Source organism: Neorhizobium phenanthreniclasticum, assembly GCF_040066075.1.
GTDB lineage: Bacteria > Pseudomonadota > Alphaproteobacteria > Rhizobiales > Rhizobiaceae > Neorhizobium > Neorhizobium petrolearium.
Genome location: NZ_JBEAAL010000007.1, coordinates 125,151 through 138,030, shown reverse-complemented (window position 1 = coordinate 138,030; position 12,880 = coordinate 125,151). Strand labels below are relative to the sequence as shown.

The following is a 12,880-nucleotide window of genomic DNA, read 5'->3' as shown; positions in this document are numbered from 1 at the left end:
GAAAGGCAAGCCCAGGGCAGTTTATGCGGCAACATGTTCGTCCAGAAGATGTCGGTCATCGATTGCCAGCCACCGCTTCGCGCGCAGCATCTCCTTCGGCCTTTCGACCATCACAACCGCCGCCATCATCTCGCGCCAGGCGGGATGGTGATCGGAGGGGGCGGCAAGGCGATCGATTTCGCGCAGCACCAGTGCTTCAAGTGGCGAAAGCACCAGCCGGCCGCGTTCCAGGGCACCGCGCAGGACGCGCCAGATATAGGCGAGATCGTAAGCCGAGATGCCTTCAGCAGCAGGACGGCCTGCGTGATAAGCGCCGCGGGGATCCGGTCCGAGAGCCAGGCGGACCTGATCGAGCACGAAGGCGGAAAGGCTTTCCGGCACTTCGGATGCAACTTCCATCGTGTGCAGCAGGAGTTCCAGTTCAAGAGCGGAATGGATGGCGCCGTCAGTGGTGATCGTGCGCATCAGCCAAGCCGCCTTGCCATCATCGATGACACCCTCTGGCGTACTTCCGTAGACGAGGAACATCGTCAGGCTCTCGATGAAGTAGGCGGTCCATTCAGGACCCGACTCGGGACAAGCCTCGTTCAGCGCAAAAAGCGCAAGCGCGTCATTGGAGGAGCGGATGCCATCTGGAAACGCGTATTTGCGCAGCATCAAAACATCGTCGGCCACGATCCGACCCTTCCCGGCGATGACGCATGCCGGAAAAGAAAAGCGGAACCCGCTCATCTTCCTCTCCCCGTTTCATCATGAAACTGCATGTGGAGCATACGGAAAAGAAGTTGAGAGTGCTGAAAGGAGCGGAGTTAACCGGCGTTCAAGGAAACCGTTAAAGGGCTTCGGCCTGTTTCGATTTGAGCCGTTCCCGCCAGATGATGAAGAGGCCGGAGGCGACGATGATCGCTATTCCGAGCCATTTGGAGGCCGTCGGAAAGTCGCCGAAGAGGGCGTATCCCAATACCGTTGCGGAGATGATCTCGAAATACTGGAAGGGTGCGAGCAGCGAAAGCGGCGCCAGGCGGAAGGCGCGAACGACCAGCAGGTGCATATAACCGGAGATCGAACCGAGCAGTATCAGCAGGAAAAGTCCGAACCAGGAGCCGGGAAGGGAAGGGGTGAAATCCGCCCCGCCCATACGGTCGCCCAGGCCGAGTGCTGCCGCCATGAAGAGCGTGCCGCCGACGCCCGCCATGGTCTGCATGACAAGCGGCGAATCGGCTTCGCCGATCGCCCGGTTCAGGAAGAGGTAAAGCGTATAGAGGAAGGCACAGATCACCGGCAGAAGCGCCGTCCAGCCGAAGATCGCATAGCTCGGCTGGATGACGATCATGGCGCCGCCGAAACCGACGACGATCGCCAACCAGCGCCGCCAACCGACCTTTTCTCCCAAAAAGATCGCCGACATCATGGTGAGCATGAAGGGCTCGACGAAATAGATGGCGAAGACGTCGGCGAGCGGCATGTATTTGACCGCGACGAAGAACATGAGGCTCGCCGCCGCATGCAGCACGCCGCGGAAGAGATTCATCCAGGGGCGCTTCGCCCTGAAGACGGCCGTACTGGTGAGGAGAACCAGCGGCAGGATGCAGACGAGCTGGAAAAAGAATCGGTAGAACGTCACCTGGCCGGGCGACATGGCCTCGAACGTCGCCATGTATTTGGCGATCGCGTCCATCGTCGGCAGGATGACCATGCAGGTGGCCATGATGGCCATGCCCTTCAAGGGATTTTCGGATGTGGACGGGGGCATGCCGGCGCTTTCGAAGAACAGTCTTCTTCAAATCACAGCGGGTGACGATCTTCAAGCGGCTGGCACATGGGGCGAAAGACAGGCCCGGACAGCAAAAAACCCGCCGAAGCGGGTTTGTCTGGTGCGGTCGAGAAGACTCGAACTTCCACGGGTTGCCCCACAGCGACCTCAACGCTGCGCGTCTACCAATTCCGCCACGACCGCATCGTGGTAGGTGCCGACTTGCGCCGGCGGGGCAGCATGTAGCAAAACGATTTCGCGGGCACAAGTGTGCCGTGACAGATTTTTGAAGGATAAAAATCGGCAGTCGAAATGCCTATATGGAAGCGGCCGGGAAACCGGCCCTTGCCGCCTCCCGTCGTTTTTGCCAGAAGACCTCCATGCTGACACGCACCGACCTTGATCTTTCCATGCTGCCGAAGCCCGGTTCTCCTCCCGTACGCTGGCGGATTTCCGATGGGCTCGTGCCTTATGAGGAGGCGGTGGCCGAAATGGAGCAGGAGGTTGCTGCGATCGCCGACGGGCGCGCAGACGAACTCGTCTGGCTGCTCGAACATCCACCGCTCTACACCGCCGGCACCAGCGCCAATTCCGCCGATCTCATCGAGCCTGACCGATTCCCGGTGTTTTCCACAGGCCGCGGCGGCGAATATACCTATCATGGCCCCGGCCAGCGGGTCGCTTATGTGATGCTGGACCTCAAGCGCCGGCGGCAGGACGTGCGCGCCTATGTGGCGGCGCTGGAAGAGCTGGTGATCCGCACGCTCGACATGATGAACGTGCGCGGCGAGCGGCGCGAGGACCGCGTCGGCGTTTGGGTACGCCGACCGGAAAAGCCGCGCCTGCCAGACGGCTCGATGACCGAGGACAAGGTCGCCGCGCTCGGCATCCGACTTCGCCGCTGGGTGAGCTTCCACGGCCTGTCCCTCAATGTCGATCCGGACCTTTCGCACTTCTCCGGCATCGTGCCCTGCGGGATCAGTGCCTATGGTGTCACGAGCCTCGTCGATCTCGGCCTGCCGGTGATGATGGCCGATGTGGACATGAGGCTGCGCGAGGCGTTCGAGGAAATTTTCGGGCAGACGATTTCGGAGCGGTAAGGAGAAGGCAATGGTGGAACTGAAAGTGAAGGCCCGCCCGATCGGCGCGACGGCGGTGCTCGGACGCACCGGTCACCCACAGGTGACAAGCGAGACGAACGGCCAGGTGGAGGTCGTGACGGGCGCTTCGGAACCGGGCTTCAATCCGCTCGACCTGATGTTCTCCTCGCTTGCCGCCTGCCTCGTGCTCAGCGGCCGGATCGCGGCAAGCAAGCTCGGCGTTCTCGACAAGCTTGCGGAGGTGAGGGCGCATGTGACCGGTGAAAAGGCCCATGAGGGTCCTTCACGGATTACCCGCTTCATCGTGGATTTCCGTGTCGAAGGGGATTTTGCCGTCGAGCAGAAGGCAGAGATCATCCACATGGCCGAAGAAATCTGCACCGTCAGCAATACACTGAAAAGCTCGCCCGAGTTTTCCGTCGAGATCGGTTAGTCTTCATCAGGAATGCGGCTGTCGACGCCCTCGAGCCGGAGATTATTGACGACGTGACGGACGCCGGAAACGCCCTGTGCCGTGCGAACGATCCTGTGGGAGGTCGCCGCATCGTCAACCACGCCTTCCAGCGTCACCCGGCCCTCGTCGACATGCACGTCGATCGAGTCCATATCGATCAGGTCGAGATTTTCGATCGCGTCCGTTACGCGCTCTTCCATATCATCCGCATCTTCAAGGCCTTCGGTGCCAGGATGGATGCTATCGACGACACGTTCCTCCAGACCGTCGAAATCCGCTTCGTCGACACGATAGCCGCGATTCTGCTCGGTATCGAAATTGGCAGCCGGCTGGCCATAGGCGGCGTTGTCGATCGGCCGGCCGTCTGCGCCGGGGTCATCATCATAGGGCCAGCCCTCATCGATATTTCGGTCGTCGTAGTCACGAAAATCTTCTTCGCGGGAAATGTCGTCAGCCTTTTTCTTGCCCGGCATGGTCATCTCCTGTCGCCTGCAATCCCGGACCCGGCGCATTGCCTGGTGCGCCGGACAGTATAGCATCAATGACGCCCTGACGCGCCATCCTTGTTGCCCGTGAGCGTCAGATGGCTTTCGACATCGTGGACGCCATCCACGGTTTCCGCACTAAGCACCGCCTTGCGTGCTGAAAACACGGTATCGACGGAACCCTCCAGGATCACCCTTGTTCCTTCGACATGCGGTTCGATCATGGACGCGTCGACATCGGGAAGATTTGCCAGCCTTTCGGAGACTTGTCGTTCCAGTTCGGCTGCTGTCTTGTCTGCAGTTGGATTCATGGCCGTAGCTCCTGCTTGCTGCGACCGGAAAACGAGTGGATGCGATTTTGGTTCGCCTCGATGGGTTATTTTCCTTTGCCCCACTTGCGGATCAGACGCTCCCGCTTCAGGCGAGAAAGCCGCTTCAGCCAGAAGATGCCGTCGAGCTGGTCGATCTCGTGCTGCATGCAGACGGCATAGAAGCCTTCGGCTTCCTCCTCATGGAAGGCCCCTTCGATATCCTGATAGCGGAAACGGATTTTACGCGGGCGTTCGATCTCGTCGGTGACGCCGGGCATGGAGACGCTGCCTTCCATGTGTCGCATCGTTTCCTCCGAAAGAGCCTGGATCTCCGGATTGGCATAGAAGCGCGGGCCGATCTCCTTCGACAATTCCAGCACCACGAGGCGGGTGAAGATGCCGATGTGGGCGGCGGTGATGCCGACGCCAGGCGCCGCCCTCATCGTATCGAGAAGATCATGGGCGAGGGCTTTGAGATTTTCATCGAAGACACGGACCGGCTGGCAGTATCTGGCAAGGCCCGGATCGGGATATTTCAGGATCGGACAGACGGCCATGTCTTCACTCCCTTCGAGCATCTTCCATGCGGTGCGTTGCAGTGCCGGCTGGACCCGCGCCGCCAATTGTTCTAGCAGGAAAACCGGTGGCACGAGCAATAGCATCGGATAGAGCTATCCGGTTGTTGACAATATGCTTTCAGCCGCCATTCTCCTTTTGTCGGATACGAGCAGCGAGGGCGGCAGATGAGCGATATCGGCGAAGACGACCGCCTGCGCACAAATACCGACGAGGCCGGCGACGATATCTATTCCGAAGACGGTTCGATCCGCGCCGATTTCCTGGCGATGGTGGGGGCGGCGATCGCCGACCGCGACGTGCTCTTCCTGCGGAGCCACGTTGCCCGCCTGCACGAATCGGAACTCGGCGATCTTCTCGAAGCGATCCTGCCCGAGCAGCGCCAAGCGCTGGTCAGGCTGCTTGGCAAGGACTTCGACCTCACCGCGCTGACCGAGGTGGACGAGGCGATCCGCCTCGAAATCGTCGACCAGATGCCGAACGAGCAGATCGCGGCCGCGATCGGCGATCTCGATTCGGACGACGCCGTCTACATTCTCGAAGACCTCGACCACGAGGATCGGGAGGAGATTCTTGCGCAGCTGCCGTTCACCGAAAGGGTGAGGCTCAGGCGGGCGCTCGATTATCCGGAACAATCGGCCGGCCGGCGCATGCAGACGGAATTCGTCGCCGTGCCGCCATTCTGGACCGTCGGCCAGACGATCGACTACATGCGCGATGAAGAGGACCTGCCGGAGAGTTTCACGCAGATCTTCGTCATCGACCCGACATTCAAGCTGCTCGGCGTCATCGACCTCGACAGGATTCTGCGCACCAAGCGTCAGATCAAGATCGAGACGATCATGCGCGAGACCAATCATCCGATTCCCGCCGACATGGACCAGGAGGAGGCGGCACAGATCTTCGAGCAGTATGACCTTCTTTCGGCCGCCGTCGTGGACGAGAACGGGCGGCTGGTCGGCGTGCTCACCATCGACGACGTGGTCGACGTCATCCAGGAAGAGGCGGAAGAGGACATCATGCGCCTCTCGGGCGTCGGCGACGAAGAACTCTCCGACTCGGTCACCGACACATCGCGCTCGCGCGTGCCGTGGCTGCTCGTCAACCTCTTCACTGCCTTCATTTCGGCCTCGGTGATCTCGCTTTTCGAGGCGACGATCGAGCAGGTCGTGGCGCTTGCGATCCTGATGCCGATCGTCGCCGGCATGGGGGGCAATGCCGGTTCGCAGACGATGACTGTCACCGTGCGGGCACTCGCCACCCGCAATCTCGACATCCATAACGCCTGGCGCGTCGCGCGACGGGAAGCAGGCGTCGGCCTCATCAACGGGATCGTCATCGGCTGCCTCGTCGGCATCGTGGCGGGTCTTTGGTTCCACAACGTGCATATCGGCGGGCTGATCGCCACCGCCATGCTGATCAACATGTTCGCAGCCGCCATGGCCGGAATCATGATTCCGCTGGTCCTGGACCGGGCCGGCGCCGACCCGGCGGTGTCGTCCGCCGTCTTCGTCACCGCCGTTACCGACACGACCGGCTTCTTCTCGTTCCTGGGACTGGCAACCCTCTGGCTGCTGAACTGAGCGAAAATTGACTGTTACGTAAAAGTCAATTATTTTGGGCGGATGGGTAACAGGATACGGTTGTGAACAAATATTATAGCATAACGGAACTGACGCGCGAATTCGGAGTCTCGACCCGCACGCTTCGTTTCTACGAGGATGAAGGCCTTATCCATCCGGAGCGCCGGGGTCGCACGCGACTTTTCAGGGCGGCGGACAGGAGGCTCATCCAGGAGATCCTGCGCGGTCGCAGGATCGGCTTCACGATCGCCGAGATCCGCGAAATCATCCAGGTCTACAAGGAACCGCCAGGCGAGATGGGGCAACTCAAGCTCCTGATGAAGCGCGTCGACGAGAAACGCGAGGAGCTGCGCCAGAAGCGCAAGGACATCGACGATACGCTTGCTGAACTCAACAATGTCGAGGAAGCCTGCCTGACGCGGCTTGCCGAAATCGGCGTCGGGACGTGATATTCAATCAGATAACTGCAGGCCGATGGAGCATTCCTCGGCAATTGCCTGGACACGGTCGTCCTGGGGGGCGATCGTGCCGGTCTGCAGTGGGATGATTAGCGACTGTGCCATGAGACGGTCGGCCGTGCAGCCGCAGAAGCGCTCGCAAAGCGCCCGATCGTTCGCCTGCCTGTTGCAACCGGCTTCACAGCTCAGCATATAGCTCTGTCGGGGGTCCGGCGGTGGAGCGGGATGGACGAGCGAGACGAGATAGACGAGTGCGATCAGAACCGGCTGGTGCACGAGATAGATGATCAGGCTGTGGCGTCCGGCTTTTGAAAGAAGATTCGGCTTCGTTTGGATTGCGGCAAGCCGCGGCAGCCAGTTCATGGAGATTGCCAAGCGGGCGACAGCAACACCGGCCAGCAATGCTGCCACCCACGGAAAGAGCGGCACGTAGTCGTTGGAGCGCGGAGGGATTTCGGCAAAACCGAGCCAGCTCAGGAACCGGGTGTTGAAGGCCGCCGAATCGAGCAGCCCCGGCGCAAGGCTGTAGTCGATGATCATTGCGGCGGCGATCAGGACGACGACTGCGCCCGTGACCAGCGCGGGCAGGCGCAGGAAGGCCAGACCGATCAGGCTCGACAGCGCGATATTGTGCAGGATGCCGAAATAGATCCACTCATTCGGGAAAGCGACCAGCGTCGCGATGCTGATCGCGATCGCCGCGCCGGCAACGATGGCGAAGCGCTTCCAGAAGGAGTACCAGCGGATCGTCGGAAAATGCGCCAGAACCAGGCTGACGCCGGCGAGGAACAGAAAGGAACTGGCAATCGACCGGGCATAGACCCGAAAGAAACCCTGGGTCGCCGTGCCGGGATCGAGATAACCGAAGAACTCGAGATCCCAGGTGAAGTGATAGGTCGCCATGGCGATCAGCGCCAAACCGCGCAGCGTGTCGATCAGCGTGATACGGGGCATTTTAGGCGCGGGATTCTGGCTTTCTGCAACGATCACTGGCGGTCTTTCCGGATTAGAGGACGTCGCGATCCATGATCGCCAGCCGGGCCTCGGAAAAATATTGCCGGCGTGCGAGCACGAAGATCACGAACAAGGTCATCGCCATGAACATATAGGGCCCGGCGAACCAGCCCAGATAGCCGATCGACAAAAAGAGCGCCCGGAGCCCCGCATTGAAGTGCTTGGCCGCGATGGTGTTCATCCGCACGACCTGATCGGCGGCCCGCTCTGCCGCCGCCGGATCGATATTCGTGTCGCTCATCATCGGCAGTGCACCGAAGAGAATGGTGCAATAATTGAAGAGACGATAGGACCAGCCAAACTTGAAGAAGGCGTAACCGAACAGGAAGGTGAGACCGGCCACCTTGATCTCGAAAGCGGTGCGACCGCTATAGGCGACGAGGGGCAGATTGCTGAAGACGGCTTCCACCTGGTCCGTTGCGCCAAGCAGGGCAAAGCAGCCGCCGATCGCGAAAATCGAGGTCGAAGCGAAGAAGGCCGTGCCATTCTGCAAGCCCGCTAAAATCTGAGTGTCAATCATCTTCAGATCGCGCCGGAGTGAATTGTAGATCCACCGCTTGCGGCGTTCGGCCATCGCGCGGTTCAGGCTGGCGCGCGGAAAGAAGCGGGCGCCCGATCCCGCCGTTATCCAGGAATAGACAGCCCAGAGAAGGGCGAAAAGAGCCAGAGCAATGTAGTCGGCGATCGTCATGGGCCTCACCAGGCAGAAGAATCGTCCATCTCTTTTCGTCATGCGTTGTTTCGGTTGTCACGGCAAGTACGCGTCCGGAACGGCGAACAACCTTGAAACGTTAATTCATAGCAGGTATGCGATTTCGGTCTTTTTTCCGCCATTTTTCTCATTGCGAAGCCGGCGGGAATTTAATAGACCGTTAGTCATAACGATCCGGAGAGGACGTTATCTCATGCGGCAAGAACCTGGAGACAACATGGAAGAGACTGCTCAGAAATCCTGCTGGGGCGTGACATTCAAGGCCCTCGTGGGATTTGCCGGTGCGATGGCCCTTGCCTATCTGTTCGGCGCCTTCTGACCTGCAGACGCGATCTCATCTTAATCTTTCGGGCGGGATTTTGGCCTTTCGGCGTGGTATTCAAACCGCGCCGTTTCTATTTTTGCCTCATGTCGCGGGCATCAAACCCGATGTCGGGCAATCGCTGGAACATTCCGGCTGTCTGACATAGACTTTGCCAACATCGTATCTCCGCGCGGATTATCATGTTCCTCTCCGTCTTCGACGTCTTCAAGATCGGTATCGGCCCGTCCAGTTCCCACACGATGGGACCGATGTCGGCGGCGTACCGTTTCCTGGCGCTGATCCTGTCGAACGAATGGCCGCGCCCCGCCGGTGCGCAGGTCGCGAGCCTCAAGGTGAGCCTGCACGGCTCGCTCGCCTTTACAGGCATCGGACACGGGACGGGCAGGGCGGTGATCCTCGGCCTGATGGGCGAAGAGCCGGCAAGTGTCGATCCGGACAGGATGGACGAGATCATTGCCGAGGTGGGGCGGACGGGACGCGTGACGCCGCCCGGACATCCGCCTTATCGGTTCCAGCCGAAAACCGATCTCATCTTCGACAAGAAACAGCCGTTGCCCGGCCATGCCAACGGCATGAGTTTCTCCGCGCTGGATCGCGATGGACGGTTGCTCCTTAAGCGCATCTACTATTCGATCGGCGGCGGCTTCGTCGTGACGGACACCGAACTGGAAGCCATGCGCACCTCGCTGAAATCATCGGGCGATGCACGGGTGCCTTATCCCTTCTCGACGGCAAAGCAGATGCTCGAAATGGCGCGCGGCTCAGGCCTGACGATCGCCCAGATGAAACGCGCGAACGAAGAGACAAAGATCAGCGCTGCCGAACTGAATGCCGGCCTCGACCGCATCTGGGACGCGATGAAAAGCTGCATCGACCGGGGCTTGAAGGTCGAAGGCATCATGCCGGGCGGATTGAAGGTGAAGCGCCGGGCGAAGGCGATTCACGACAAGCTCAACGAGGAATGGCGCAGCAACCGGCTGAACCCGCTGCTCGCCAACGACTGGCTCTCCGTCTATGCGATGGCGGTCAATGAAGAGAATGCCGGCGGCGGGCGTGTCGTCACCGCCCCCACCAATGGTGCAGCGGGGGTAATCCCGGCAACCGTCCGCTACTACCTGCATTTCCATGAGGATGCGACGCCGGAGGATATCCGCAACTTCCTGCTGACGGCGGCGGCGGTCGGCGGCATCATCAAGCACAATGCCTCGATCTCGGGCGCGGAGGTCGGCTGCCAGGGCGAGGTGGGGTCGGCGGCCGCGATGGCGGCTGCGGGCCTTGCCGCGGTCATGGGCGGCTCGCCGGAGCAGATCGAGAATGCTGCGGAAATCGCACTCGAGCACCATCTCGGCATGACCTGCGATCCTGTCGCCGGCTTAGTGCAGGTTCCGTGTATCGAGCGCAACGCGCTTGGCGCCGTCAAGGCGGTAACGGCCGCGTCACTTGCCATCAAGGGCGACGGTACGCATTTCGTGCCGCTCGACGCCTGCATCGAAACCATGCGGCAGACCGGCAACGACATGAGCGAGAAATACAAGGAGACCTCGACCGGCGGGCTTGCCGTCAACGTCGTCGAGTGTTGATTCATTTCGCCGCTGTGGAGCAACGGAGCAAAAACTTGACCTCCGATGCCAATAGGTTTTCAACAAATCCATGGCTCTTCATCTGATCAAACTTTGTGTCGGCGCGGATTCAATCCAGGATCTCAGAGAGTGGGTAGCCGAGCGCTCGCTCAATGCGATGGCCGCCGGCCTTGAACCGCACAGCGTTCATACGACACGCATGGTTCCGAAACGCATCGAGGAACTTCTCGAAGGCGGCTCCCTTTACTGGGTGATCAAGGGACAGGTGCTGGCCCGCCAAAAGCTCATGAATATCGAGACCTTCACCGGCGGCGACGGCATCCAGCGCTGTCATCTCGTTCTCGGTCCGGAAGTGATCGAGACGGCGCCGCAGCCGAAGCGGCCTTTCCAGGGCTGGCGCTACCTGAAGGATGAGGAAGCGCCACGCGATCTCGGCAAGATGGGCGAGGGCGTTGCAGCGCTGCCGGAAGAGCTCAGACGAGAACTCGCCGAACTCGGGCTTCTCTGACTGCAGCAGCCAGTGGCCATTGATCCCGACATTCTATCTGGAGTCCGCAACATCTGGATGCAGATTCCAGAACGATCCACTAGCGAAGCTTGAGACGCACCGGTGCCCGGCCGGAGCGCATACCGACATGAAGATGGATATGCGCCTCCGGCTGAGATTGGCGCCAGGCGCGGGCGCCATGGCTGAGCAACATGGCGACGAGATCGCGCGTCTTTTCCTTTGAACGGCTAAGCCCCATACCCGCAAGCCGCATGGCCGCCTCATGAAGCGGATTGAGGGCAACGCCCCTTGCTCTGGCCCTTGGCGAGGACCTGAAGGCGAATTCCACGCTGTTTTCGTTCATTCCCATCGGAAACCCCGTTTACGCATTACTTTCGAGATTCCGCCGCGGCGGCGAACCGCCGCGGACATTCTTGGTGCCTGGCTATCGCCAGCAGTTCACTGGAGCGAAGCCCAGCAGTTGATGCCCTTTTTCTTCAAAGCGTTGCAGGCATCCACAGCGGTCTTCTGGTCATCAAAGCCCCCAAACCGGGCGCGATAGATCTGCCCGCTGTTGCTGTTGAAGGCGACGGTGAAGGGTTTGGCGGAACGCAGTACCTTGCCGCCCTTGTCCTGCGCATTCTGCAGGAGATTCTCCGCCATTTTCTGATCGGGCGAAGCGCCGATCTGGATCACCCAGCCGCTCGGTGTCTCGCCGGCGGCGTTTGACCTGGTGGCCTTTGCTGATGTCTTCGTCGAGGCAGTGGTGACTTCGTCAACGGTGGCGCTACCGGTGCTGGAAGCACCAACATTCTCGGCGCGGGCCGGTATATATTCCGGCGCGGGCGTCGGGACGGCTGCCACGCCGGCCATTGCCGTGTTCATAGCCTGGCTGATCACCTTCTTTTGACTGGGCTCAGCGGCATAGGCCGAGGCGACGGCCGAAGTCTCCGCAGCAGCCGGCTGTTCCTTGTAGCGCGCACCGGGCATCGGACCACTGTTCGGCAGATCGAGGGCGGCCATCTGACGCGCCTCCGACTGCGTGGCGGCGATGGTGGGAGCCGAACGCACCGGGGCGACCGGTACAGGCGCCGACGGCGCCGCCTGGGCGATCAGGTTGCTGTTGCCGCCACGCGAAGCCTTCGGCAGATATTCGGCAACGAGCTTGCGCATCGTCGCGTCGCGGGCAGCACTCGAACGGCCGCCGAGCACGACGGCGACGATCGAACGGCCGTCGAGCTGAGCAGAAGTCGCCAGATTGCTGCCGGCGGCGCGGGTGTACCCGGTCTTGATACCATCGACGCCCTTCACGTTGCCGACCAAACGGTTATGGTTACCGATCACCTGCTTGCCGAAATTAAAGCTGCGGATGGAGAAATAGCCGTAATATTGCGGAAAATGCTGGCGGAGCGCGATGCCAAGCCTTGCCTGATCGCGGGCCGTCGTCATCTGCGCGGTATTCGGCAGGCCATGGGCATTGCGATAGGTGGTGCGCGTCATACCGAGGGCGCGGGCCTTCCTTGTCATCATCTGAGCGAACCGATCCTCGGAGCCACCGAGGAACTCACCCAGCGCGGTCGCGATATCGTTGGCGGAGCGCGTGACGAGAGCCCGGATCGCCTGATCGACCGTCACGGAGCCGCCGGCACGAACACCGAGCTTGGAGGGCGGCTCGGCAGCTGCGTTGGCGGATACAGGCACTTTCGCGTCAAGGCTGAGGCGACCGGCCTCAAGCGCTTCAAAGGTGAGATAGAGCGTCATCATCTTGGTGAGCGACGCGGGATATCGCAGACCGTCCGGATCTTCCGAATAGAGAACCTTGCCGGTCTTGGCATCCACGACGATACCGGCGTATTTCGGCGCCGCTTCCGCAGGCGCAGCAAAGATCGAAACCGCCAGAATCAGGGTGAAGAGATAACCGAGAAAATATCCCGGGACCGTTGCGCCATCCTTGGGAAAGGAGGCAGAGAACTTAGTTTTCGACACTGCCGCACTCATCGCTTGCATCACGCCATTCACGTCCGGACGCTCCCCCGTCGCAG

Annotated in this window: 15 protein-coding genes and 1 tRNA gene; 6 read left to right on the top strand and 10 right to left on the bottom strand. The window is 60.7% G+C overall.

All coding sequences use genetic code 11. The annotated features are described in order from the left end of the window. Window positions 1–21 precede the first annotated feature (21 nt). The 3 genes from ABK249_RS12305 to ABK249_RS12295 all read right to left on the bottom strand — a co-directional run bounded on the left by ABK249_RS12305 (window position 22) and on the right by ABK249_RS12295 (window position 1,957). Window positions 22–732, bottom strand: a complete 711-nt coding sequence (locus tag ABK249_RS12305; protein WP_037147040.1) for a hypothetical protein — start codon at window positions 730–732, stop codon at window positions 22–24. 100 nt (window positions 733–832) lie between these two features. Beyond that, complete coding sequence (locus tag ABK249_RS12300) at window positions 833–1,753, bottom strand: DMT family transporter (RefSeq protein WP_037147038.1); 921 nt, start codon at window positions 1,751–1,753, stop codon at window positions 833–835. Between the two features lie 119 nt (window positions 1,754–1,872). Continuing rightward, window positions 1,873–1,957, bottom strand: a tRNA-Leu gene (locus tag ABK249_RS12295). Window positions 1,958–2,133: 176 nt separating this feature from the next. Here ABK249_RS12295 and lipB point away from each other — a divergent pair. Continuing rightward, entirely contained in the window at window positions 2,134–2,853 is a 720-nt protein-coding gene (gene lipB / locus ABK249_RS12290) for a lipoyl(octanoyl) transferase LipB (RefSeq protein ID WP_037148467.1), read from the top strand. Between the two features lie 10 nt (window positions 2,854–2,863). Then, a complete protein-coding gene (locus ABK249_RS12285; RefSeq protein WP_348863014.1) occupies window positions 2,864–3,286 on the top strand; it encodes an OsmC family protein in 423 nt (140 codons plus the stop codon). On the opposite strand, the gene ABK249_RS12280 is transcribed toward ABK249_RS12285, so the two are convergent. The 3 genes from ABK249_RS12280 to ABK249_RS12270 all read right to left on the bottom strand — a co-directional run bounded on the left by ABK249_RS12280 (window position 3,283) and on the right by ABK249_RS12270 (window position 4,660). Beyond that, a complete protein-coding gene (locus tag ABK249_RS12280; protein WP_052182685.1) occupies window positions 3,283–3,780 on the bottom strand; it encodes a BON domain-containing protein in 498 nt (165 codons plus the stop codon). The genes ABK249_RS12285 and ABK249_RS12280 overlap by 4 nt on opposite strands. A gap of 65 nt (window positions 3,781–3,845) precedes the next feature. Next, complete coding sequence (locus ABK249_RS12275) at window positions 3,846–4,103, bottom strand: BON domain-containing protein (RefSeq protein WP_052182684.1); 258 nt, start codon at window positions 4,101–4,103, stop codon at window positions 3,846–3,848. Window positions 4,104–4,168: 65 nt separating this feature from the next. Then, window positions 4,169–4,660 carry a peptide deformylase gene (locus ABK249_RS12270; protein WP_348863136.1) on the bottom strand — a complete coding sequence of 164 codons (492 nt, stop codon included), beginning with the start codon at window positions 4,658–4,660 and terminating at the stop codon, window positions 4,169–4,171. Between the two features lie 186 nt (window positions 4,661–4,846). Here ABK249_RS12270 and mgtE point away from each other — a divergent pair, with 186 nt between their 5' ends. Together mgtE and ABK249_RS12260 are read left to right on the top strand one after the other, a co-directional pair. Continuing rightward, a complete protein-coding gene (gene mgtE, locus ABK249_RS12265) occupies window positions 4,847–6,262 on the top strand; it encodes a magnesium transporter (protein WP_348863011.1) in 1,416 nt (471 codons plus the stop codon). Window positions 6,263–6,324: 62 nt separating this feature from the next. Continuing rightward, a complete protein-coding gene (locus tag ABK249_RS12260) occupies window positions 6,325–6,711 on the top strand; it encodes a MerR family transcriptional regulator (protein ID WP_037147032.1) in 387 nt (128 codons plus the stop codon). A gap of 3 nt (window positions 6,712–6,714) precedes the next feature. On the opposite strand, the gene ABK249_RS12255 is transcribed toward ABK249_RS12260, so the two are convergent. Together ABK249_RS12255 and ABK249_RS12250 are read right to left on the bottom strand one after the other, a co-directional pair. Further along, on the bottom strand, window positions 6,715–7,710 hold the full coding sequence (locus ABK249_RS12255) for an acetyltransferase domain-containing protein (protein WP_348863009.1): 996 nt from the start codon (window positions 7,708–7,710) through the stop codon (window positions 6,715–6,717). Between the two features lie 16 nt (window positions 7,711–7,726). After that, window positions 7,727–8,425 carry a DUF599 domain-containing protein gene (locus tag ABK249_RS12250; protein WP_037147029.1) on the bottom strand — a complete coding sequence of 233 codons (699 nt, stop codon included), beginning with the start codon at window positions 8,423–8,425 and terminating at the stop codon, window positions 7,727–7,729. Window positions 8,426–8,950: 525 nt separating this feature from the next. On the opposite strand from ABK249_RS12250, the gene ABK249_RS12245 reads away from it, so the two are divergent. Continuing rightward, a complete protein-coding gene (locus ABK249_RS12245) occupies window positions 8,951–10,351 on the top strand; it encodes an L-serine ammonia-lyase (RefSeq protein ID WP_227702906.1) in 1,401 nt (466 codons plus the stop codon). A gap of 70 nt (window positions 10,352–10,421) precedes the next feature. Further along, complete coding sequence (locus tag ABK249_RS12240; RefSeq protein WP_037147024.1) at window positions 10,422–10,859, top strand: DUF1489 family protein; 438 nt, start codon at window positions 10,422–10,424, stop codon at window positions 10,857–10,859. Between the two features lie 79 nt (window positions 10,860–10,938). Here ABK249_RS12240 and ABK249_RS12235 read toward each other — a convergent pair whose 3' ends face one another. Then, window positions 10,939–11,208 carry a hypothetical protein gene (locus ABK249_RS12235; RefSeq protein ID WP_037147021.1) on the bottom strand — a complete coding sequence of 90 codons (270 nt, stop codon included), beginning with the start codon at window positions 11,206–11,208 and terminating at the stop codon, window positions 10,939–10,941. 89 nt (window positions 11,209–11,297) lie between these two features. Further along, complete coding sequence (locus tag ABK249_RS12230; RefSeq protein ID WP_348863135.1) at window positions 11,298–12,845, bottom strand: SPOR domain-containing protein; 1,548 nt, start codon at window positions 12,843–12,845, stop codon at window positions 11,298–11,300. Between the last annotated feature and the right edge of the window lie 35 nt (window positions 12,846–12,880).